The 22,696-nt window shown below is 54.2% G+C and carries 23 protein-coding genes; 19 read left to right on the forward strand and 4 right to left on the reverse strand.

What is annotated here, in order from left to right; all coding sequences use genetic code 11:
- Nucleotides 1-182: 182 nt before the first annotated feature.
- A complete protein-coding gene (sixA, locus tag FDW96_RS24220) occupies nucleotides 183-668 on the forward strand; it encodes a phosphohistidine phosphatase SixA (RefSeq protein ID WP_137350052.1) in 486 nt (161 codons plus the stop codon).
- A 74-nt stretch (nucleotides 669-742) separates the two neighbouring features.
- Here sixA and smrB read toward each other — a convergent pair whose 3' ends face one another.
- The gene (gene smrB, locus FDW96_RS24225; protein WP_006683613.1) at nucleotides 743-1,294 is read right to left on the reverse strand and encodes an endonuclease SmrB; all 552 of its coding nucleotides are present in this window, start codon (nucleotides 1,292-1,294) and stop codon (nucleotides 743-745) included.
- A gap of 166 nt (nucleotides 1,295-1,460) precedes the next feature.
- Between smrB and prmB the strand changes: the two genes are divergently transcribed.
- Genes prmB through FDW96_RS24255 form a run of 6 tightly spaced genes read left to right on the forward strand, consistent with a single transcriptional unit; the run spans nucleotide 1,461 to nucleotide 6,014 of the window.
- Nucleotides 1,461-2,393 (forward strand): 50S ribosomal protein L3 N(5)-glutamine methyltransferase, encoded by a 933-nt coding sequence (gene prmB, locus FDW96_RS24230; protein ID WP_038642381.1) that lies wholly within the window; start codon nucleotides 1,461-1,463, stop codon nucleotides 2,391-2,393.
- Between the two features lie 39 nt (nucleotides 2,394-2,432).
- Nucleotides 2,433-3,518, forward strand: a complete 1,086-nt coding sequence (gene aroC, locus FDW96_RS24235) for a chorismate synthase (RefSeq protein ID WP_042307046.1) — start codon at nucleotides 2,433-2,435, stop codon at nucleotides 3,516-3,518.
- A gap of 3 nt (nucleotides 3,519-3,521) precedes the next feature.
- Nucleotides 3,522-4,346: a penicillin-insensitive murein endopeptidase gene (gene mepA / locus FDW96_RS24240; protein WP_137366466.1), complete on the forward strand. Its 825-nt coding sequence runs from the start codon at nucleotides 3,522-3,524 to the stop codon at nucleotides 4,344-4,346.
- A complete protein-coding gene (locus FDW96_RS24245) occupies nucleotides 4,346-5,155 on the forward strand; it encodes a sulfite exporter TauE/SafE family protein (RefSeq protein WP_038642367.1) in 810 nt (269 codons plus the stop codon). Before mepA ends, FDW96_RS24245 begins: the two co-directional genes overlap by 1 nt.
- Nucleotides 5,155-5,703 carry an elongation factor P hydroxylase gene (locus FDW96_RS24250; protein WP_042307050.1) on the forward strand — a complete coding sequence of 183 codons (549 nt, stop codon included), beginning with the start codon at nucleotides 5,155-5,157 and terminating at the stop codon, nucleotides 5,701-5,703. Before FDW96_RS24245 ends, FDW96_RS24250 begins: the two co-directional genes overlap by 1 nt.
- Before the next feature lie 32 nt (nucleotides 5,704-5,735).
- Nucleotides 5,736-6,014: a YfcL family protein gene (locus tag FDW96_RS24255; RefSeq protein WP_042307051.1), complete on the forward strand. Its 279-nt coding sequence runs from the start codon at nucleotides 5,736-5,738 to the stop codon at nucleotides 6,012-6,014.
- Between the two features lie 123 nt (nucleotides 6,015-6,137).
- Here the strand turns inward: FDW96_RS24255 and mnmC are convergent, their stop codons facing one another.
- Entirely contained in the window at nucleotides 6,138-8,138 is a 2,001-nt protein-coding gene (gene mnmC / locus FDW96_RS24260; protein WP_061382127.1) for a bifunctional tRNA (5-methylaminomethyl-2-thiouridine)(34)-methyltransferase MnmD/FAD-dependent 5-carboxymethylaminomethyl-2-thiouridine(34) oxidoreductase MnmC, read from the reverse strand.
- Between the two features lie 159 nt (nucleotides 8,139-8,297).
- Here mnmC and fabB point away from each other — a divergent pair, with 159 nt between their 5' ends.
- Nucleotides 8,298-9,518, forward strand: coding sequence for a beta-ketoacyl-ACP synthase I (gene fabB, locus FDW96_RS24265; RefSeq protein ID WP_042307055.1), 1,221 nt, complete (start codon nucleotides 8,298-8,300; stop codon nucleotides 9,516-9,518).
- A gap of 42 nt (nucleotides 9,519-9,560) precedes the next feature.
- Here fabB and FDW96_RS24270 read toward each other — a convergent pair whose 3' ends face one another.
- Nucleotides 9,561-10,079 (reverse strand): YbjP/YqhG family protein, encoded by a 519-nt coding sequence (locus FDW96_RS24270; RefSeq protein ID WP_061382231.1) that lies wholly within the window; start codon nucleotides 10,077-10,079, stop codon nucleotides 9,561-9,563.
- Between the two features lie 293 nt (nucleotides 10,080-10,372).
- Between FDW96_RS24270 and FDW96_RS24275 the strand changes: the two genes are divergently transcribed.
- Complete coding sequence (locus FDW96_RS24275; RefSeq protein ID WP_061382126.1) at nucleotides 10,373-11,551, forward strand: MFS transporter; 1,179 nt, start codon at nucleotides 10,373-10,375, stop codon at nucleotides 11,549-11,551.
- On the opposite strand, the gene flk is transcribed toward FDW96_RS24275, so the two are convergent.
- Nucleotides 11,548-12,555: a flagella biosynthesis regulator Flk gene (flk, locus tag FDW96_RS24280; protein WP_042307059.1), complete on the reverse strand. Its 1,008-nt coding sequence runs from the start codon at nucleotides 12,553-12,555 to the stop codon at nucleotides 11,548-11,550. The two genes, FDW96_RS24275 and flk, sit on opposite strands and share 4 nt — an antisense overlap.
- Before the next feature lie 108 nt (nucleotides 12,556-12,663).
- Between flk and pdxB the strand changes: the two genes are divergently transcribed.
- The 10 genes from pdxB (at nucleotide 12,664) to FDW96_RS24330 (ending at nucleotide 22,469) form a co-directional block, all read left to right on the forward strand.
- Entirely contained in the window at nucleotides 12,664-13,800 is a 1,137-nt protein-coding gene (gene pdxB / locus FDW96_RS24285) for a 4-phosphoerythronate dehydrogenase PdxB (RefSeq protein WP_137360964.1), read from the forward strand.
- A gap of 67 nt (nucleotides 13,801-13,867) precedes the next feature.
- Nucleotides 13,868-14,881 carry an aspartate-semialdehyde dehydrogenase gene (locus tag FDW96_RS24290; RefSeq protein WP_042307061.1) on the forward strand — a complete coding sequence of 338 codons (1,014 nt, stop codon included), beginning with the start codon at nucleotides 13,868-13,870 and terminating at the stop codon, nucleotides 14,879-14,881.
- Nucleotides 14,881-15,693 (forward strand): tRNA pseudouridine(38-40) synthase TruA, encoded by an 813-nt coding sequence (gene truA, locus FDW96_RS24295; protein ID WP_042307062.1) that lies wholly within the window; start codon nucleotides 14,881-14,883, stop codon nucleotides 15,691-15,693. The genes FDW96_RS24290 and truA overlap by 1 nt, the downstream gene beginning before the upstream one ends.
- Nucleotides 15,694-15,717: 24 nt before the next feature.
- Nucleotides 15,718-16,377 carry a DedA family protein gene (locus tag FDW96_RS24300; protein ID WP_003028140.1) on the forward strand — a complete coding sequence of 220 codons (660 nt, stop codon included), beginning with the start codon at nucleotides 15,718-15,720 and terminating at the stop codon, nucleotides 16,375-16,377.
- A gap of 149 nt (nucleotides 16,378-16,526) precedes the next feature.
- Nucleotides 16,527-17,441: an acetyl-CoA carboxylase, carboxyltransferase subunit beta gene (gene accD, locus FDW96_RS24305; protein WP_042307064.1), complete on the forward strand. Its 915-nt coding sequence runs from the start codon at nucleotides 16,527-16,529 to the stop codon at nucleotides 17,439-17,441.
- A gap of 192 nt (nucleotides 17,442-17,633) precedes the next feature.
- The gene (gene folC / locus FDW96_RS24310; protein WP_042307066.1) at nucleotides 17,634-18,902 is read left to right on the forward strand and encodes a bifunctional tetrahydrofolate synthase/dihydrofolate synthase; all 1,269 of its coding nucleotides are present in this window, start codon (nucleotides 17,634-17,636) and stop codon (nucleotides 18,900-18,902) included.
- Nucleotides 18,892-19,560: a cell division protein DedD gene (dedD, locus tag FDW96_RS24315; RefSeq protein ID WP_061382124.1), complete on the forward strand. Its 669-nt coding sequence runs from the start codon at nucleotides 18,892-18,894 to the stop codon at nucleotides 19,558-19,560. Before folC ends, dedD begins: the two co-directional genes overlap by 11 nt.
- 202 nt (nucleotides 19,561-19,762) lie before the next feature.
- A complete protein-coding gene (cvpA, locus tag FDW96_RS24320; protein WP_005129678.1) occupies nucleotides 19,763-20,251 on the forward strand; it encodes a colicin V production protein in 489 nt (162 codons plus the stop codon).
- Nucleotides 20,252-20,284: 33 nt separating this feature from the next.
- Nucleotides 20,285-21,802: an amidophosphoribosyltransferase gene (purF, locus tag FDW96_RS24325; RefSeq protein WP_137366467.1), complete on the forward strand. Its 1,518-nt coding sequence runs from the start codon at nucleotides 20,285-20,287 to the stop codon at nucleotides 21,800-21,802.
- A gap of 97 nt (nucleotides 21,803-21,899) precedes the next feature.
- Nucleotides 21,900-22,469, forward strand: coding sequence for a UbiX family flavin prenyltransferase (locus FDW96_RS24330; protein WP_137366468.1), 570 nt, complete (start codon nucleotides 21,900-21,902; stop codon nucleotides 22,467-22,469).
- The last annotated feature ends 227 nt before the right edge of the window (nucleotides 22,470-22,696 follow it).

Here is a 22,696-nt window from a genome sequence, read left to right on the forward strand (position 1 = left end):
AATGTATGGCCCATGCTCAAAATGTAAACAGAGATTGACTATACTTACGCCGTTGAGGTAAAAAACAGCGTTTCATTCGGTGAATGGATAAGGCACAATGCCGGCCACCATATCGTTACCACGGTCAATAGGGGCTGTGACTAACTGGTGTTGGTGATTCTGGTTAACAAAAGCGGTGCAATATGCAAGTTTTTATCATGCGTCACGGCGACGCGGCCCTCGATGCCGCCAGTGATTCGGTTCGTCCTTTAACCTCTTGTGGTTGTGACGAATCTCGCCTGATGGCGAACTGGCTGAAAGGTCAAAAAGTGGATATCGAACGCGTTCTGGTGAGCCCGTTCCTGCGAGCCGAACAAACGCTGGATGTGGTGGGGGAATGCATGAACCTGCCAACCGACGTGGATGTTTTGCCGGAGCTGACTCCCTGCGGCGATGTCGGTCTGGTCAGCGCCTATTTACAGGCTCTGGCCAATGAAGGTATCGCCACGGCGCTGGTGATCTCTCACTTGCCTTTAGTGGGGTATCTGGTGTCTGAGCTTTGCCCAGGCGAAACTCCGCCGATGTTTACCACGTCAGCGATTGCCAGCGTAACGCTTGATGAAAGCGGAAAAGGGGTTTTCAACTGGCAGATGAGCCCGTGTAACCTCAAAATGGCGAAAGCGATATAAGTAGGCCGGATAAGGCACAACCACCATCCGGAAAATAAAAGAGCCGCAAACGCGGCTCTTTCTGTTTTTCTGCATCAGGGAAGTTCTGGCGGCAGCCACTCTTCCACTTCAATCAGCACCAGCAGCGCGGCGTCGCCCCCATACTCTTTCGGCGCCTGATGAAAGGCCATCACGTGCGGATGCTGTGCCAGCCAGAGAGGCGTTTGCTGTTTAAGAATATGCTTTCCGTGGCCATGCATAACGCAGGCGCAAAATACGTGCTCACGACGACAGGCGGCGATTAGCGCGCCTAATTCCTGTTTGGCCTGTTGCTGGGTCAGTCCGTGCAAATCGAGAAATAGCTCCGGGGAGTAGTCGCCACGACGCATTTTCTTCAGTTCGAAATGGCTGACGTCAGCACGCAGATATCTCACCGGGCCGTCCGTGTTCAGCAACGGCTGAAATTCGTCAGAAAAATAGTGGCTGGCATCAGCCTGTTCCTGCAACAGCCTTTTAACCGGGACCTCGGTGATTTTTTTACGTAGCGGTCGGTGAACAATAGTGTCTTGCTTAATTTTACGCGTGCCGGTCATCAGCTGGCGAAACAGCGTCTGATCCTCCTCGCTGAGCGATGTTTTCTTTTTCATTCGAGAGTCTCATCTTTTATTTTCCGTTAGTTTAACCCGACTCGACGGGCATCCGATCGCTTAAAACGCAATTTTCGCGTTCAGGCCCGGTGTGGATGCTGATTTATCGCCGTCTTCGTGGCAAACTAGCCGCCGAAATTAATACGAGCATGCCCTGGAGGAATACGTGGATAAAATTTTCGTCGATGAAGCAGTGAGTGAACTGCATACCATTCAGGACATGTTGCGTTGGGCGGTCAGCCGTTTTAGCGCGGCGAACATCTGGTATGGCCATGGCACGGATAACCCATGGGACGAGGCCGTACAGCTGGTGCTGCCGTCGCTCTATTTACCGCTGGATATACCTGAAGATATGCGCACTGCGCGTCTGACCTCCAGTGAGCGCCATCGTATTGTTGAACGCGTGATTCGCCGCGTCAACGAGCGTATCCCGGTTGCTTATCTGACCAATAAAGCCTGGTTCTGCGGGCATGAGTTTTATGTTGATGAACGCGTGCTGGTTCCACGCTCACCGATTGGCGAACTGATCAATAATCGTTTTGCGGGCCTCATCAATGAGCAGCCGCAGCATATCCTTGATATGTGTACCGGCAGCGGCTGCATCGCTATTGCCTGCGCGTATGCTTTCCCGGAAGCCGAAGTGGATGCGGTGGATATTTCCACTGACGCGCTGGCCGTGACCGAACACAATATTGAGGAACATGGTCTGATCCATCACGTGACGCCGATCCGCTCCGATCTGTTCCGCGATCTGCTGAAAGTGCAGTATGACCTGATTGTGACCAACCCGCCGTATGTCGATGCGGAAGATATGTCCGATCTGCCAAACGAATATCGTCATGAACCTGAGCTGGGTCTGGCGTCAGGTAGCGATGGGCTGAAACTGACTCGCCGCATTCTGGGGAACGCTCCAGATTACCTGGCAGATAACGGTATTCTGATTTGTGAAGTCGGAAACAGCATGGTACATCTGATAGAGCAATACCCGGATGTACCGTTCACCTGGCTGGAGTTTGACAACGGCGGTGACGGTGTATTCATGCTGACCAAAGAACAGTTAGTTGCTGCTCGCGAGCATTTCAGCATTTATAAAGACTAAATACACGCGCACAAACACAACACTCATAACGGAGCCGTGATGGCAGGAAACACAATTGGGCAACTCTTTCGCGTAACCACATTCGGCGAATCACACGGGCTGGCGCTCGGTTGTATTGTCGATGGTGTTCCGCCGGGCATTTCTCTGACAGAAGCTGACCTGCAGCACGATCTCGACAGACGTCGCCCGGGGACGTCGCGTTACACTACGCAGCGCCGTGAACCGGATCAGGTGAAAATCCTCTCTGGTGTGTTCGAAGGCGTGACCACCGGTACCAGCATTGGTCTGCTGATCGAAAATACCGATCAGCGTTCACAGGATTACAGCGCGATTAAGGATGTTTTTCGTCCTGGTCACGCCGACTATACCTATGAGCAAAAATACGGTCTGCGCGACTATCGTGGAGGTGGACGCTCATCCGCACGTGAAACAGCGATGCGCGTGGCGGCCGGGGCGATTGCCAAAAAATATCTGGCGGAAAAATTCGGCGTTGAAATTCGCGGCTGTCTGACGCAGATGGGCGATATCCCGCTGGAGATTAAAGACTGGTCTCAGGTGGAGCTTAACCCGTTCTTTTGCCCGGATCCGGATAAAATCGAGGCGCTCGATGAACTGATGCGCGGCCTGAAAAAAGAGGGCGACTCCATCGGAGCGAAGGTCACCGTAGTGGCAAGCGGCGTACCTGCGGGTCTCGGTGAACCTGTATTTGACCGCCTGGATGCCGACATTGCCCATGCGCTGATGAGCATTAACGCCGTTAAGGGCGTAGAGATTGGTGATGGGTTTGACGTTGTCGCGCTGCGCGGCAGCCAAAACCGTGATGAAATCACCAAAGACGGTTTCCAGAGTAACCATGCGGGCGGCATTCTGGGCGGGATCAGCAGCGGGCAGCAAATTGTTGCACATATGGCGCTGAAACCGACGTCCAGTATTACCGTTCCAGGTCGTACCATTAACCGCTTCGGTGAAGAAGTCGACATGATCACTAAAGGTCGTCACGATCCATGCGTTGGGATCCGCGCTGTGCCGATCGCCGAAGCGATGCTGGCGATCGTATTGATGGATCACCTGCTGCGTCAGCGGGCGCAAAACGCGGACGTGAAGACCGATATTCCACGCTGGTAAAAGATGAAAAAAACGGCACTTGTGGCGCTGACTCTCTTTGCCAGTACCGCCTGTCTGGCGGCGACGCCCTGGCAGAAAATTACCCATCCGGTTGCAGGTAGCGCGCAGTCTATCGGCGCGTTCTCCAATGGCTGCATTGTTGGTGCAGATACGCTGCCTGTACAGTCTGAGCACTATCAGGTGATGCGCACCGATCAGCGTCGTTACTTTGGTCATCCGGACCTGGTGATGTTTATCCAGCGTCTGAGTAATCAGGCGAATAATCTGGGGCTGGGCACGGTGTTAATTGGCGATATGGGCATGCCGGCCGGTGGGCGGTTCAATGGCGGTCACGCCAGCCACCAGACGGGGCTGGATGTGGATATTTTCCTGCAGTTGCCGAAAACGCGCTGGACCCAGTCACAACTGCTGCGTCCTCAGGCGTTAGATCTGGTCTCACGCGATGGCAAACATGTCGTGCCGTCGCTGTGGAAGCCGGAGATTTTCAGCCTGATTAGGCTGGCGGCAAAAGATAATGAAGTCACGCGTATTTTTGTGAATCCGGCGATTAAGCAGCAGCTGTGTCTGGATGCAGGGACCGACAGGGACTGGTTGCGTAAAGTGCGACCGTGGTTCCAGCATCGTGCGCATATGCACGTACGATTACGTTGTCCTGCTGACAGCCTGGAGTGCGAAGATCAACCTTTGCCCCCACCGGGTGACGGCTGTGGCGCAGAGCTGCAAAGCTGGTTCGAACCTCCTAAACCTGGAACCACCAAGCCTGAGAAGAAGACACCGCCGCCGTTGCCGCCTTCCTGCCAGGCGCTACTGGATGAGCATGTACTCTAATGGATCATTTTGTCTCTCTGTTTATGGTGTCGCCACTGCTGTTGGGTGTGCTTTTTTTTGTGGCAATGCTGGCAGGTTTTATTGACTCTCTGGCCGGGGGCGGCGGTTTACTCACCATCCCGGCATTGATGGCTGCCGGAATGCCGCCCGCGCAAGCACTGGCCACCAATAAGCTGCAGGCCTGCGGGGGATCTATCTCTTCCTCGATCTATTTTATTCGCCGGGGCGTGGTTAATCTGGCGGATCAGAAGCTCAACATCTTCATGACCTTTGTCGGTTCAATGAGCGGCGCATTGTTGGTCCAGCATGTGCAGTCCGACATATTACGCCAGATCCTGCCGGTGCTGGTTATCTGTATTGGCCTCTACTTTCTGTTGATGCCCAGAGTGGGCGAAGAAGACCGGCAGCGTCGACTGCACGGTTTGCCTTTCGCGCTGGTGGCCGGAGGCTGCGTTGGTTTTTACGATGGCTTTTTTGGTCCGGCAGCGGGATCGTTCTACGCGCTGGCTTTTGTCATGCTGTGCGGATATAACCTGGCGAAATCGACGGCCCACGCCAAAGTATTAAATGCCACCTCGAATATCGGTGGGTTGTTGCTGTTTGCCCTCGGCGGCAAAGTGATTTGGGCGACCGGGTTTGTGATGCTCATTGGCCAGTTTATTGGCGCACGGATGGGATCGCGACTGGTGCTCAGCAAAGGACAAAAACTCATTCGGCCTATGATCGTTATTGTCTCCGCCGTAATGAGCGCCAAGCTACTTTACGATAATCATGGACAGGAGATTCTCCACTGGCTGGGGATGAACTAATGAATAACACCCATCACTACGAACAGTTAATTGAGATTTTTAACGGCTGCTTTGCCGATGAATTTAATACCCGTCTGATTAAAGGCGATGACGAACCGATCTATCTTCCTGCTGATGCGGAAGTACCGTATCACCGTATCGTTTTTGCGCATGGTTATTACGCCAGCGCCTTACATGAAATTTCGCACTGGTGTATTGCGGGTAAAGCGCGTCGTGAGCTGATTGACTTTGGTTACTGGTACTGCCCGGACGGACGCGACGCGAACACGCAATGCCAGTTTGAAGATGTGGAAGTGAAGCCGCAGGCGTTTGACTGGCTGTTCTGCATGGCGGCGGGCTATCCGTTTAACGTCAGTTGCGACAATCTGAACGGAGACTTTGAACCGGATCGCGTGGTATTCCAGCGTCGTGTGCATGCCCAGGTGATGGAGTATCTGGAAAAGGGGATCCCGGAGCGTCCAGCGCGCTTTATTAACGCGTTACAGAATTATTATCACACGCCTGAACTTAAGGCGGAACAATTCCCGTGGCCCGAAGCGCTCAACTGAAGCCGCCGCCACGTTTACAATGAGGAAAGAAGATGATCGCGGAGTTTGAATCACGCATTCTGGCATTAATCGACGATATGGTAGAGCACGCCAGCGATGATGAGTTGTTTGCCAGTGGCTATTTGCGTGGGCACCTGACGCTGGCCGTAGCAGAGCTGGATGCTGGCGAGGACCATTCCGCTGAGGCATTGTACGCCAATGTGACCAGCAGCCTGGAAAAAGCGATTAGCGCAGGCGAACTTTCGCCGCGTGATCAGGCGTTAGTGAAAGAGATGTGGGACATGCTGTTCCAGAAGGCGACAAAACAATAATTGCAGTGGATTGTGCCGGATGGCGACGTTAAGGCGTCTTATCCGGCCTACGTGGACTGACGATTCGGGTTCAGTTTGTAGGCCTGATAAGCGTAGCGCATCAGGCAATGATGAGAGGGTATCTTATTTCACCGCTTTTCCCTTCAATAACTTCCTGACCCACAACCGATTCGGGTTCAGTGCCGCCAGCGTATTGGCATCCATAGGAATAGGTTCATCGCTCATTTGCGAGGCCAGAATTTCTGCACACAGTGGGGCTGAACACAACCCGCGTGACCCCAATGCCCCCAGCATAAATAAATCAGCATAAACTGGGGCGTTCACCGCGTGCTCTTTGTCTTCGGCAAGCGTGGCGTACTGGCTGAGCGTGGCGTCATAGTCCGCGACATTCCCCACCATCGGCATGTGATCGCGCGTGGCACAGCGGACCCCACAGCGGGCGGCATGCGCACTGACGTCCACCTCTTTTGCCCATGTGGCGTGCGGGAAGCAGTCGATTAAGCGCTGACGATTTTGCTGCTGGTCCTCCTCGCGATACTCAGTCTCTTCACTCCCACGGTGATAGCTGGCGCCAATGCAGTGTTGCTGGTTTTGCGGGTTATGCGGCGTGAGGTAACCGTCGTAGCACAACACCTGGCGTAGCGCTGACAGCGCGGGCGTGGTGGGGATATGACTCACCTGGCCGCCAACGGAATAGACCGGTAACGTCTGCGTCTGCTCAAAGCTGTTAATGCGATGGCCGTTAGCCAGAACCACCGCTGCGTGAGTGGCGGTTTCTCCACAGGCAAACTGCAATTGCCAGCCTGCTGTCTGGCGTGAAAGTGAGGCCAGAGTATGTTGGTAGCGGGTGCGTAATCCCAGGGTTGTGGCATAGTCCAGTACGGCAGCGGTTAACTGCGCCGGGCACAGCCATCCACCGGCAGGATACTGAATCCCGCCGCACCCGGTTTCGACGTCGGTGGTCTGTAAAACTTGCTCTGCGTCAACGCCGACGGCAAGCGCATCGGGCAGTTCAAGAGACAGCATTTGAGTGATTTTCTGCTGACTTTTTTCATCCCATGCGAGCTGCGTCACGCCGCACCAGTCATGCGCGAACTCTACCGGAAGGGCACCATACAGGCGGCGGGCGAAGGTAAACGCGGTGGGGAAAAAGAGATTAATGGCCGCGTCATGCTTGCTGAGTAACGGATAGAGTGCGCCCTGGCGATTACCGGATGCGCCCCCGGCAGGTTTATCGTCCGCGCAATAGAGCGTGACCTGCCAGCCGCGGCGCAGTAGCGCCAGCGACAGCAATGCGCTGGCGATGCCTCCGCCAATAATAGCGGCTTCGCGCTTATCTGTGCCCGTGCGCGTGAACCACGGAGCCGATGAAGGGAGTGCCAGAGTCTGTTCCATAACGCCACAAAGCATTTCGCGTTTGCGGCCAAAGCCTTTGCGCTTTTGCATCGTAAATCCGGCTGCCTGCAACCCCCGTCGCACAAAGCCTGCCGATGTGAAGGTAGCCAGCGTGCCGCCGGGGCGAGCCAGTCGGGCCATCGCGTTAAACAGCGTTGGCGTCCACATGTCCGGATTCTTCGCCGGGGCGAAACCGTCCAGGAACCAGGCGTCCACTTTTTGATTCAGGGAATCATCGAGTTTGCTGGTCAGTTCGTTAATATCGCCAAACCACAAATCCAGCGTGACGCGCCCATCATCAAGAAGCAGACGATGGCATCCCGCCAGCGGCAGCGGCCACTGCGCCTGTAACGCCGTGGCCCACGGGGCAAGCTCCGGCCAGTGCTGATGGGCTAAGGTTAGATCTTCACGCGTCAGCGGATATTTTTCAAAACTGATGAAATGTAATCTTTTCAGGGTAGCGTCAGGGTGCGTATCACGAAAATCAGCAAATGCTTGCCAGAGAGTCAGGAAATTAAGCCCGGTGCCAAACCCACTTTCCGCCACCACGAAAAGGGGACGTGAATGCACAGGGAATCGCTGTGCGAGATGATTCCCGCCGAGGAAGACGTAACGTGTCTCTTCCAGCCCGTTATCATTGGAAAAATAGACATCGTCAAAATCTCGGGAAACAGGTGTACCCTCAGCGTTGAATTCAAGGTTGGCAGGTTGTATAGCGTATTGTTTCACGTAAGTTACTCGTCTGGCAGGCTGTGCCCCGATCTTAACGATGAGTGCCTGGCTGCGCAAATTTCCACATTAAATGGCTGATCGGACTTGTTCGGCGTACAAGTGTACGCTATTGTGCCACTCGAAACTTTAAAATAGTGCGACTTACAGAGGTATTGAATGAAACGTGCAGTGATTACTGGCTTGGGCATCGTTTCCAGCATCGGTAATAACCAGCAGGAAGTCCTGGCATCTCTGCGTGAAGGACGTTCAGGGATCACTTTCTCTCAGGAGCTGAAGGACTCCGGCATGCGTAGCCACGTATGGGGCAACGTAAAACTGGATACCACTGGCCTCATTGACCGCAAAGTAGTGCGCTTCATGAGCGACGCATCCATCTATGCATTCCTTTCCATGGAGCAGGCTGTGGCGGATGCCGGTCTTGCTGCAGAAGATTACCAGAATAACCCGCGCGTTGGCCTGATTGCAGGTTCCGGCGGCGGTTCCCCGCGTTTTCAGGTGTTCGGCGCTGACGCAATGCGTAGCCCGCGTGGTCTGAAAGCGGTTGGCCCGTATGTGGTCACCAAAGCGATGGCGTCCGGCGTTTCTGCCTGCCTCGCAACGCCATTCAAAATTCACGGCGTAAACTACTCCATCAGCTCTGCCTGTGCGACATCTGCGCACTGCATCGGCAACGCAGTAGAACAAATTCAACTGGGTAAACAAGACATCGTGTTTGCTGGCGGCGGCGAAGAGCTGTGCTGGGAAATGGCGTGTGAATTCGACGCCATGGGCGCGCTGTCTACCAAATATAACGACGATCCGTCTAAAGCTTCCCGTACCTATGATGCAAACCGCGACGGTTTTGTTATCGCAGGCGGCGGCGGTATGGTCGTGGTCGAAGAGCTGGAACACGCTCTGGCTCGTGGCGCACATATCTACGCAGAAATCGTCGGTTACGGCGCTACCTCTGATGGCGCAGACATGGTTGCCCCGTCTGGCGAAGGCGCAGTACGTTGCATGCAGATGGCGATGCACGGTGTAGACACCCCGATCGACTACCTGAACTCTCACGGTACTTCTACTCCGGTAGGCGACGTGAAAGAGCTGGGCGCAATCCGTGAAGTGTTTGGCGACAACAGCCCGGCAATTTCTGCAACCAAAGCGATGACTGGTCACTCACTGGGCGCGGCTGGCGTGCAGGAAGCTATCTACTCTCTGCTGATGCTGGAACACGGCTTTATCGCGCCGAGCATCAACATTGAAGAGCTGGACGAGCAGGCGGAAGGTCTGAACATCGTGACCAAACCGACTGAGCAGGCGCTGACCACCGTGATGTCCAACAGCTTCGGCTTTGGCGGCACTAACGCGACGCTGGTCATGCGTAAGCTGAAAGCGTAAGTCTGCAAGATGATGTAGAAGGGAGCCCGATGGCTCCCTTTTTTATTTATTCATTTTTTCGTACTCCGGCGCGATTTCCGCCGACCAGGCTTTGGCTCGTGTGATATCACCAGTGCTGTAGATTGGCTGTTCAAATTGATTATCCAGATCCCGCACGCGATAAATTTTCCAGCGACCTTCTTCCCAACGCGTATACACTTCCAGTTGCATGGGGGCTTCGCCTGCCGGCCCACCTAATTGTACTTCCACCTTTTCACCACCGAGAAAGGGCTGAGCCGCTCCAACCCGTAGCCGCGGGATCCATTCAGGGTCGTAATCCTGCACGTACATAAAATAGTCAGAATTTATTATTTCCTGCTCGTAAAGGCTGTCAATCAGCGCCAGACGGTCGATAACGTCTTTCGCCACATAAAGTTGCATGAGCGCGGACGTATCTCGATCTTGTGTGTAGGCGGACATCCACGCGAGATAGAATTGTTTTACAGCCTGTGTGCTGTCTTGATGAGGCGCATAGCAGCCGCAAAGCATCAGGATGAGAGCAATAAGCGAAAATGCTTTCATTACTGTCTCCCTAAAAATATATTCCGGCAAAAAAGATCGTTGAGTGTCCCCCTGATTGAAAACTATTTCCTCATTGTTAGTGCTTTTCTTCAATAATATAACCCTCTGTTTTGTGGATGCCTTCGGTGATTTCGAGGTTGACAAGTTTAGCCCCTCACAGGCAGACTCCAGCTTCAACATTATCCTCTTGATAATGCGTAAGCGTTTAACGTTATCCAACGCACCTTAATCCTGAAAGTCAGGTAGAGGGGGCGTGGGCATTCCTCGCCTTACTCTGCATTTTGGAGTAACGCATGACAGCAGTAACCCAACAAGAAAAAACACCGTCGGCGAACTTTTCGCTGTTTCGTATCGCTTTTGCGGTTTTTCTGACCTACATGACGGTCGGTCTGCCTTTGCCCGTCATTCCTCTGTTTGTGCACCACGAGCTGGGCTATGGCAACACCATGGTTGGTATCGCCGTAGGCGTACAGTTTTTGGCAACGGTCTTAACCCGCGGCTACGCCGGGCGCTTAGCCGATCAATATGGCGCTAAACGTTCGGCGCTACAGGGGATGTTTGCCTGTGCGCTGGCGGGGGCGGCGTGGCTTTTAGCCGCGCTATTGCCTGTCTCTGTCCCTGTGAAATTTGCGTTGTTAATCGTCGGGCGTTTGATCCTCGGCTTTGGCGAAAGCCAACTGCTCACCGGAACCCTGACCTGGGGACTGGGGCTGGTTGGCCCAACGCGATCCGGTAAAGTAATGTCGTGGAACGGGATGGCGATTTACGGTGCGCTGGCTGCCGGTGCGCCGTTGGGCTTGCTGATCCATAGCCACTTTGGCTTCGCGGCGCTGGCGGGAACCACTATGGTATTACCGCTGCTGGCCTGGGCATTCAACGGCACCGTTCGTAAAGTGCCTGCGCATGCCGGGGAACGACCTTCACTGTGGAGCGTGGTCGGGCTTATCTGGAAACCGGGCCTGGGTCTGGCATTGCAGGGCGTGGGTTTTGCCGTCATCGGTACGTTTATTTCGCTCTATTTTGTCAGCAATGGCTGGACGATGGCGGGATTCACCCTGACCGCGTTTGGCGGGGCATTTGTGCTGATGCGCATTCTGTTTGGCTGGATGCCGGACCGGTTCGGCGGCGTGAAGGTCGCCGTTGTTTCATTGCTGGTTGAAACTGCGGGCCTGATCCTGCTGTGGCAGGCTCCCTCTGCCTGGGTTGCTCTGCTCGGGGCGGCATTAACCGGGGCCGGGTGTTCGCTTATCTTCCCGGCATTGGGCGTTGAGGTTGTGAAGCGCGTGCCAGCACAGGTTCGTGGTACGGCGTTAGGCGGTTACGCCGCATTTCAGGATATCTCCTACGGCGTAAGCGGCCCTGTCGCCGGTGTGCTGGCCACCGCGTACGGTTATCCCTCGGTATTCCTTGCCGGGGCGATATCCGCCGTGGTGGGGATTGTTGTGACGTTGCTGACTCTGCGAAAAGGCTAAGCGACCAGCCAGAAAATGGCTAACGCAATCATCAAGGCAATAAATATTAGTCCCGGTCGTGCCGACAGTGATTTAACCGTTTCAATCATCGGCGCGAACGGGCTGTAAATGGGTTGGGGATGGCGCGGATCGTTTAATTCCTGCTCCCGGTCACGTTCCACGCGGCGCAGGAAGATTTGATTCAACAAGTCCAGCACCTGAACTGTGGTCAGAATCGATTGTGGTTGGATCTGATATGTCTGCTGCGCGTACTCTTTGATTGCCGTCAGCTCATTGGGCTCTAACGGCAGCTTCAGCGCCGCCTGCAGCGTTTGTAGCGTCGGAGCACTTTGCAGACTGAGCGTCTGGCGCGCCTGCAGCCAGGTGACCAGATGCGTAAATTGTTTGGCGGGGATTAGCTCTCCGCTTTTTACCCCAGATAGCTCCAGCATAGATTGCCAGATCATCTTACCGGATTCTCCCGTGGCCGCCGCCAGTTTGGTAACTAACTGGTTCAGCGTATTGTGCTCTGCGGGTAATAACGGGCGATCGGTAGCCGGACGCTGCTGCGGCTGCGGTATTGAAAGCTGACCTTGTTGCAACAGTGTCAGCACGTTCTTCAATTGTTCCGGCGTGAGTTGGCTAAGCGCCGTCTGCCCATACTGCTGGCGAATAAAATCACTCACCGCCTGACGGTTATTTCCCTGACTTAACAGTTCAGTAAGCTGCGACAGTACCTGACGATTAGCATGGTTCTGCTGTGCGACTTCCAGCCGCTGGTTCAGGTTTTGCTCTGCGGCAGGAAAGTGACGTGACTGCAACGGTGTGTCACTTTTTACGCCCAGATCGTGTTTCATTCCAGCCCACACCTCAGCGCTTTGCTGTTGGGTGAGCGAAATCAAACGGGTAATCAGCCGTTCCAGCACGGTACGTTGTAACGTGGATAACGGTTGCTCACCTGCAACGGAGGGGACATTTTGGCCTTCGCCGGGAGGGCGAGCGGGCGTACCTGAAATGGGCTGCATCGTCTCTGTTCCTTAAATCTGTGCTGACCAGGTCTCGCAGTATGCCTGGCGGCGAGATTATGGCACACTTGCCCGGTTAACTCTCGTTCTCAAACAGGTGCGAAAGACGTGAAAATCCTCGTTGATGAAAATATGCCCTATGCCCGCGAACTGTTCAGTCGTTTGGGGGAGGTCAAAGCGGTTCCTGGTCGTCCGATTCCCGTTGCTGAACTGGATGATGCGGATGCTTTAATGGTGCGCTCGGTGACGAAAGTCAATGAATCACTGCTCAGCGGAAAACCGGTTAAATTTGTCGGTACGGCAACCGCAGGCACGGACCATGTGGATGAAGCCTGGCTTGCGCAGTCGGGAATCGGTTTTTCCGCAGCGCCCGGATGTAATGCGATTGCGGTCGTAGAATATGTTTTTTCAGCGTTGTTGATGCTGGCGGAACGCGACGGTTTTGCGTTACGCGATCGTACCGTGGGTATCGTCGGTGTTGGCAACGTAGGTGGACGTTTGCAGGCGCGACTGGAAGCGCTGGGGATCCGTACTTTGCTGTGCGATCCGCCAAGAGCCGATCGCGGTGACGAGGGCGATTTCCGCTCGCTGGACGAACTGGTACAGCAGGCCGATGTGCTGACGTTCCATACGCCGCTATTTAAAGACGGCCCGTATAAGACACTGCACCTGGCGGATGACGCGCTGATGAGTCGACTGAAGCCCGGCACTATTCTGATCAACGCCTGCCGTGGGCCGGTTATCGACAATACGGCATTACTGAACCGGCTTAACGCCGGGCAGGCGCTGAGCGTGGTGCTGGATGTCTGGGAAGGCGAGCCGGATCTCAATGTGGCGTTGCTGGAGAAAGCCGATATTGGCACCGCGCACATTGCCGGATATACCCTGGAAGGAAAGGCTCGTGGGACCACGCAGGTCTTTGAGGCCTATAGCAAGTTTATTGGTCGCGAGCAGCACGTGGCGCTGAACACCCTGTTACCTGCGCCGGAATTCGGTCGTATCACGTTGCATGGCCCGTTAGATCAGCCAACGCTGAAAAGGTTGGCGCATTTAGTGTATGATGTGCGCCGCGATGATGCGCCGCTGCGTAAAGTCGCTGGAATTCCGGGTGAATTTGATAAACTGCGTAAAAATTATCTTGAGCGCCGTGAATGGTCGTCTTTATACGTGATGTGTGACGACGAGACGGCAGCCACCTTGCTGTGTAAGCTGGGTTTTAACGCTGTTCATCACCCGGCACATTAATGTCTTCTTAATGCTCCCTGTCGAATAATGCGACAGGGACGCTTATGTATTTCTGGAGTAAATCACCATGTCTGAAGGCTGGAACATTGCCATTCTGGGCGCAACGGGCGCCGTAGGCGAAGCCCTGCTCGATACGCTGGCTGAACGCCAGTTCCCGGTCGGTGAAATTTTTGCGCTGGCGCGTAACGAAAGCGCTGGTGAGCACCTGCGTTTTAACGGTAAATCGGTCATTGTTCAGGATGTTGCAGACTTTGACTGGACCCAGGCACAACTGGCATTTTTTGTTGCGGGCGCTGAGGCCACCGCTGCATGGGTGGAAGAAGCAACCAATGCCGGTTGCCTGGTTATCGACAGCAGTGGTTTGTTCGCACTTGAGCCTGACGTTCCGCTGGTGGTTCCGGACGTTAACCCGTTCGTGCTGGCAGATTACCGCAACCGCAATGTGATTGCGGTCCCTAATAGCCTGACCAGTCAACTGTTGTCTGCGCTGAAACCGCTGATTGATGACGGTGGTCTTTCACGTATTACGGTGACCAATATTCTGTCGGCCTCTGCGCACGGTAAAAAAGCGGTGGATGCGTTGGCAGGGCAAAGTGCGAAACTGCTCAATGGTATCCCGATTGACGAAGACGATTTCTTTGGTCGCCAGCTGGCATTCAATATGCTGCCGCTGCTGCCAGATCGCGAAGGTAGCGTGCGTGAAGAACGTCGTATCGTTGATGAAGTGCGCAAAATTATGCAGGATGACGGTCTGCTTATCTCCGCTAGCATCGTACAGTCACCGGTATTCTACGGTCACGCGCAGATGGTGAATTTTGAAGCTCTGCGTCCATTAGCTGCGGAAGAAGCGCGCGATGCGTTTTCTCGCGCTGAAGACGTGGCGTTGTCGGAAGAGACCGATTTCCCGACTCAGGTTGGCGATGCGTCAGGTACGCCACATCTTTCCATCGGCTGTGTACATAACGATTACGGTATGCCGGAGCAGGTTCAGTTCTGGTCCGTGGCAGACAACGTGCGTTTTGGCGGCGCGTTGATGGCGGTGAAAATTGCGGAGAAACTGGTGCAGGAGTATCTGTACTAATGTCGGACCTGCAACAGCCGCTAACCCATAAAATTGCGCTGGGCATTGAGTATGACGGCAGCAAATATTATGGCTGGCAGCGCCAGAACGAAGTGCGTAGCGTTCAGGAAAAGCTGGAAAAAGCGCTTTCTCAGGTCGCGAATGAGCGTATCAATGTCTTTTGTGCGGGGCGCACGGATGCGGGCGTTCATGGCACAGGACAGGTCGTGCATTTTGAAACGCACGCTGTGCGTAAAGACGCCGCCTGGACGTTGGGCGTAAATGCGAATTTACCTGGTGACATCGCCGTGCGCTGGGTGAAAGCTGTACCTGATGATTTTCATGCCCGATTTAGCGCCACGGCTCGCCGTTATCGCTACATCATCTACAATCATCGGTTGCGCCCTGCGGTTTTGGGCAAAGGGGTAACCCATTACTATGAGCCGCTGGATGCTGAACGTATGCATCGTGCAGCCCAGTGTCTGATCGGCGAAAATGATTTTACCTCGTTTCGTGCGGTGCAGTGCCAGTCACGCACACCGTGGCGTAACGTGATGCACATTAACGTTGAACGTTTTGGTGCATATGTGGTGGTGGATATTAAAGCGAATGCCTTTGTACATCATATGGTCAGGAATATTGTCGGCAGCCTGATGGAAGTAGGCGCCAACAACCAGCCGGAGAGCTGGATAGCAGAACTGTTAGCAGCGAAGGACAGAACGCTGGCAGCGGCAACGGCGAAAGCGGAAGGACTGTATTTGGTCGCGGTAGATTACCCTGACCGGTTCGACCTGCCAAAACCGCCAATGGGCCCGCTATTTCTGGCGGACTAATTTGAGTCGTATAAAGGCAAAACTATGGACCTGATTTACTTTCTTATCGATTTTATTCTGCACATTGATGTGCACCTGGCAGAGCTGGTCGCGGAATACGGTATCTGGGTATACGCGATTCTGTTTCTGATCCTGTTCTGTGAAACCGGGCTGGTAGTGACGCCGTTCCTGCCGGGGGACTCACTGCTGTTTGTTGCTGGCGCGCTTTCTGCGCTGCCAACTAACGATCTCAATGTTCATCTGATGGTGGCGTTGATGATTGTAGCTGCGATTGTCGGCGATGCGGTGAACTATACGATTGGCCGGTTGTTCGGTGAAAAACTCTTTAGTAACCCGAACTCCAAAATTTTTCGTCGCAGCTACCTGGATAAAACCCATGCGTTCTACGAGCGTCATGGCGGAAAAACGATTATCCTGGCGCGTTTCGTGCCTATCGTGCGGACATTTGCGCCATTTGTTGCCGGTATGGGACACATGTCCTACCGCCACTTTGCGATGTATAACGTTGTAGGCGCACTGCTGTGGGTATTGCTGTTCACCTATGCAGGCTATCTGTTTGGCGATCTGCCCATCGTTCAGGAAAACCTGAAATTATTGATTGTGGCGATTATCGTCCTTTCCGTATTGCCGGGTGTGATTGAAGTAATTCGTCATAAACGGGCTGCGTCACGGGCTGCAAAATAGAAAGTAACTCAGCGGTTCGACCACTTTTTTATCCAAAGTTTCGGGCTGTTATGTTTTAATGTGCAACATTCATGGTCTGTTAGGGGCAAAAATGGCATTATGCGCCCCTTATAACAAAGCTGACTAGGGTTCAGGCAGAAAGGTCACCAATGAGCTGGATTGAACGAATTAAAAGCAACATTACTCCCACCCGCAAGGCAAGCATTCCTGAAGGGGTGTGGACCAAGTGTGATAGCTGCGGTCAGGTTTTATACCGTGCTGAGCTGGAACGTAATCTTGAGGTCTGTCCGAAGTGTGACCATCATATGCGCATGTCGGCGCGCAATCGCCTGCATAGCCTGTTAGATGAAGGTACTCTTGTGGAACTGGGTAGCGAACTTGAGCCGAAAGACGTGCTGAAGTTTCGTGACTCCAAAAAGTACAAAGACAGACTGGCCTCAGCACAGAAAGAAACCGGCGAGAAAGATGCGCTGGTGGTGATGAAAGGCACGCTTCACGGTATGCCGGTCGTTGCGGCTGCATTCGAGTTCGCGTTTATGGGCGGCTCCATGGGTTCTGTCGTCGGTGCGCGTTTCGTCCGTGCCGTTGAGCAGGCGCTGGAAGACAACTGTCCGCTAATCTGCTTCTCCGCTTCTGGCGGGGCGCGTATGCAGGAAGCGCTGATGTCTCTGATGCAGATGGCGAAAACCTCTGCTGCGCTGGCGAAAATGCAGGAACGCGGTTTACCGTACATTTCTGTACTGACCGACCCAACGATGGGCGGTGTTTCCGCAAGCTTCGCGATGCTGGGGGATCTCAACATTGCCGAACCGAAAGCGTTGATCGGCTTTGCGGGTCCGCGTGTTATCGAGCAAACCGTACGTGAGAAACTGCCGCCGGGATTCCAGCGCAGCGAGTTCCTGATTGAAAAAGGCGCTATCGATATGATCGTCCGCCGTCCGGAAATGCGCCTGAAACTGGCAAGCATTCTGGCGAAGCTGATGAATCTTCCGGCGCCGAATCCGGATGAGCCGCGTGAAGGCGAGGTGGTACCTCCGGTACCCGATCAGGGATCAGAGTCCTGATAATTTACTCTATGGATTTCGAGTTGCAGGTAGGCGGCAAGAGAGTTCATCCCGATGAGCTTGCACAGGCAAGTGATTCGGGTGAACGAGAGCAGCCAACAAGCCTGCAGCTTGAAAGACGACGAGTACAAAAGGGCAGGGCCAGTTGGCGCTGCCTTTTGCTTTTCTCAACGTAAAGAATCTACAGGCATCATGGACAATAAACGTATTCCTCAAGCCGCGTCGCCTCTGGCGTCGTGGCTTTCTTATCTGGAAAACCTGCACAGTAAAACCATCGATCTGGGCCTCGAACGCGTAAGCCTGGTGGCGCGCAAACTGGGCGTGTTGAAACCCGCATCATTTGTCTTTACGGTGGCGGGAACCAACGGAAAAGGCACGACCTGCCGTACGCTGGAATCGGTGCTGACCGCAGCAGGTTATAAAGTCGGAGTATATAGTTCGCCGCATCTGGTGCGTTACACGGAACGCGTGCGCGTGCAGGGGCGTGAACTGCCGGAATCCGCGCATACCGCCTCGTTTGCTGAGATTGAAGACGCACGTGGCGATATTTCCCTGACCTACTTTGAATACGGTACGCTATCGGCGCTTTGGTTGTTTAAACAGGCTCAGTTGGACGTCGTCATTCTGGAAGTGGGGTTAGGCGGTCGCCTTGACGCGACGAATATCGTCGATGCCGATGTTGCGGTCGTCACCAGTATTGCGCTTGATCATACTGACTGGCTGGGCCCGGATCGCGAGAGCATTGGTCGTGAGAAAGCGGGGATTTTCCGCGCAGAGAAACCGGCCATCGTTGGCGAACCGGAAATGCCATACACTATTGCGGATGTGGCGCAAGAGTGCGGGGCGATTTTGCAACGCTGTGGTGTGGACTGGCGCTATACGGTAACGGAGAACGACTGGTCCTTTACGGACGCTCACGGCACGTTGGCGCATCTGCCATTGCCACAGGTTCCACAACCGAACGCCGCGACCGCACTGGCTGCGCTGCGTTCCAGTGGTCTTGACGTCAGCGAGCAGGCGATTCGTGACGGAATCAAACAGGCGATTTTACCGGGGCGCTTCCAGATTGTGAGCGAGTCGCCGCGGGTGATTTTTGATGTTGCCCATAACCCGCATGCGGCGGAATATCTGACCGGACGTCTGAAAAAGTTAGTGAAAAGCGGGCGTGTACTTGCAGTTATCGGTATGCTACATGATAAAGATATTGCCGGTACGTTGGCCTGGTTAAAAAGCGTGGTCGATGCCTGGTACTGCGCGCCACTGGAAGGGCCGCGTGGCGCAACGGCAGAACAGCTGTTAGAACATCTGGGCAAAGGTGAAGCCTATGACAGCGTGGCGCAGGCATGGTCTGCGGCACTGGCCGAGGCGAAGCCAGAAGATACCGTGTTGGTGTGTGGATCGTTTCACACTGTCGCACATGTCATGGAAGTGATAGACGTGGGGAGAAGCGGTGGCGAGTAAGTTTCAGAATCGATTAGTTGGCACAATTGTGCTGGTCGCGCTTGGGGTGATTGTGCTCCCCGGGCTGCTTGACGGGCAAAAAAAACATTATCAGGATGAGTTTGCTGCGATCCCTCTGGTGCCCAAACCGGGCGATCGCGACGAACCGGACATGATGCCTGCGGCAACGCAGGCGCTGCCGACGCAACCGCCTGAAGGGGCGGCAGAAGAGGTGCGCGCGGGCGATGCCGCTGCGCCATCGCTGGACCCATCGCGCATGGCAACGGCAAACAGCGCGGAGTTAGATCCTGTCCCCGCACCTGTTGAACCGCCGAAACCTAAACCGAAGCCGCAACCCGTTGCAGCCACACCGGCACCAACCCCTGCGCCTGCTCCAGCACCGAAACCGGTCGCGGAAGAAGCGCCAGCCCCGACCGGCAAAGCGTATGTTGTGCAGCTCGGCGCGCTGAAAAATGCGGATAAGGTCAATGAGATCGTGGGTAAACTTCGTGGCGCGGGCTTCCGGGTATATACTTCCCCGTCAACGCCGGTACAGGGTAAAATAACCCGCATTCTCGTAGGGCCTGACGCCTCCAGAGATAAGCTGAAGAACTCGCTGGGCGAGCTGCAGAAGATCTCTGGTCTGAGTGGGGTTGTGATGGGGTATACCCCTAATTAAGGGGCCGTCTCATGTCGGCCGGATACGGTGTTTTCACCGCTATCCGGCAGTGTCCGAAGAGGCATAAAACCGTATGGCGTTGAAGATTTTTTCAGCGCCATTTTTATTTACGCGTGGAAAGGAAATCCCTACGCAAACGTTTTCTTTTTCTGTTAGAATGCGCCCCGAACAGGACGACAGGGCGTAAAATCGTGGGACACTTATGGTCTGGATTGATTACGCCATTATCGCGGTGATTGGTTTTTCCTGTCTGGTTAGCCTGATCCGTGGCTTTGTTCGTGAAGCATTATCGTTGGTGACTTGGGGTTGTGCTTTCTTTGTCGCCAGCCATTACTACACTTACCTGTCTGTCTGGTTTACGGGCTTTGAAGACGAACTGGTTCGAAATGGGATTGCTATCGCGATACTGTTCATCGCGACACTTATCGTCGGCGCTATCGTTAACTTTGTGATAGGCCAACTGGTAGAGAAAACAGGTCTGTCGGGTACCGACAGGGTGTTGGGGATTTGCTTCGGTGCTCTGCGAGGAGCGCTGATCGTCGCCGCCATACTGTTCTTTCTCGATACGTTTACCGGTCTGTCGAAAAGTGAAGACTGGAGTAAGTCGCAGCTGATCCCGCAGTTCAGTTTCATCATCAGATGGTTCTTTGACTATCTGCAAAGCTCGTCAAGTTTCTTGCCCAAAGTATAAACTTTGGGTCGTTGCTGAACGAGGAAAAGACGTATGTGCGGTATTGTCGGTATCGCCGGTGTTATGCCGGTAAACCAGTCGATTTATGACGCGTTAACGGTGCTCCAGCATCGTGGTCAGGATGCTGCGGGCATCATCACTATTGATGCCAACAACTGCTTCCGCTTGCGTAAAGCAAACGGAATGGTGAGCGATATTTTTGAAGCGCGCCATATGCAGCGTTTGCAGGGCAATATGGGCATCGGTCATGTGCGTTACCCAACGGCTGGCAGCTCCAGCGCCTCCGAAGCTCAACCTTTTTACGTCAACTCACCGTATGGCATCACGCTTGCCCACAACGGCAACCTGACTAACGCGCATGAGTTGCGTAAAAAGCTGTTTGAAGAAAAGCGCCGTCATATCAACACCACTTCAGATTCTGAAATCCTGCTGAATATTTTCGCCAGCGAGCTGGATAACTTCCGCCATTACCCGCTGGAAGCAGACAATATTTTTGCGGCCATTGCGGCAACTAACCGCCAGATCCGTGGCGCCTACGCCTGCGTGGCGATGATTATCGGCCACGGTATGGTTGCCTTCCGCGATCCTAACGGTATTCGCCCGCTGGTACTGGGCAAACGCGATATTGGCGACGGTCGCACCGAGTATATGGTGGCTTCCGAGAGCGTGGCGCTGGATACGCTGGGCTTTGAATTTCTGCGCGACGTAGCACCTGGCGAAGCGGTGTACATCACCGAAAAAGGCCAGCTGTTTACCCGCCAGTGCGCCGATAACCCGGTCAGCAATCCGTGCCTGTTCGAATACGTTTACTTTGCGCGTCCTGACTCCTTTATCGACAAGATTTCCGTCTACAGCGCCCGTGTGAATATGGGAACTAAGCTCGGCGAAAAAATTGCCCGCGAGTGGGAGGATCTGGATATCGACGTGGTGATCCCGATTCCGGAAACCTCTTGTGATATCGCGCTGGAAATCGCCCGTATTCTCGGCAAGCCGTACCGTCAGGGGTTTGTGAAAAACCGCTACGTGGGGCGTACCTTTATCATGCCGGGCCAGCATCTGCGCCGTAAATCCGTGCGACGTAAACTGAACGCCAACCGTGCGGAGTTCCGTGATAAGAACGTGCTGCTGGTGGATGACTCTATCGTACGTGGCACCACCTCAGAACAGATTATCGAGATGGCGCGTGAAGCCGGGGCGAAGAAGGTGTATCTGGCCTCTGCCGCACCGGAAATTCGCTTCCCGAACGTGTATGGTATCGATATGCCGACGGCGACGGAGCTGATTGCCCACGGTCGCGAAGTGGACGAGATTCGTCAGATAATCGGCGCAGACGGGCTTATCTTCCAGGACCTGAACGATCTGATTGAAGCCGTTCGCGCTGAGAACCCGGATATTCAGCAGTTTGAATGTTCAGTGTTTAACGGCGTGTACGTTACTAAAGACGTCGACCAGCAATATCTCGATTTCCTCGACTCCCTGCGTAATGACGATGCCAAAGCGATATTGCGTCAGAATGAAGCGGAAAACCTTGAGATGCATAACGAAGGTTAATGTTTGCTCGCAAGCAAGGGCGCAATCCGCACCCTTGCTTGCAACTCCCCATAAATTCCTGCAAAGTCGGCCCTGAAGCAAGCAAGGGCGATTAAACATGAAACGACTCATCATTGGTATTTCTGGCGCAAGTGGCGCAATTTACGGCGTGCGCCTGCTGCAGGTTTTGCGTGACGTTACTGATGTGGAAACCCATCTGGTGATGAGCGCCGCTGCCCGGCAGACGCTGGCGCTGGAAACGGACCTCTCTGTACGCGACGTGCAGGTGCTGGCGAATGTGACTCACGATACGCGCGATATCGCCGCCAGTATTTCCTCTGGCTCTTTTCAGACCGCTGGGATGGTCATCCTGCCCTGTTCAATTAAAACGCTTTCTGGCATCGTTCATAGCTATACCGATGGGCTGCTCACCCGTGCGGCTGACGTGGTCCTGAAAGAGCGTCGTCCGCTGGTGCTGTGCGTGCGCGAAACGCCGCTGCATCTGGGGCATCTGCGGCTAATGACGCAGGCGGCAGAAATTGGGGCGGTGATTATGCCACCGGTGCCGGCGTTTTATCATCGCCCGCAAACCCTCGATGACGTGATTAATCAAACAGTTAATCGTGTCCTTGACCAGTTTGATATCTCCCTTCCTCATGACCTCTTCACCCGCTGGCAAGGGGCGTAAGCCGTTCCATCAGGGTGCAAAGAAACATCCGTTGCCCTGTTTCAGGGCAATTTTGTAACCGCGATCATATCCTCAACATTTAATTCGTCAAAACTCAACGAAACGCTGCGTTTCAACCGTCAGACCTGCTATCTTCAAAATCAGGACAATATTGCAACGTTTTATTAACATATTTAACGTCGAATATCCTCAACGACGCGAAAATGGCATAAGACCTGCATGAAAAA

The organism is Citrobacter sp. TBCS-15, from assembly GCF_005280815.1.
In the GTDB taxonomy this organism is placed as follows: Bacteria; Pseudomonadota; Gammaproteobacteria; order Enterobacterales; family Enterobacteriaceae; genus Citrobacter; species Citrobacter werkmanii.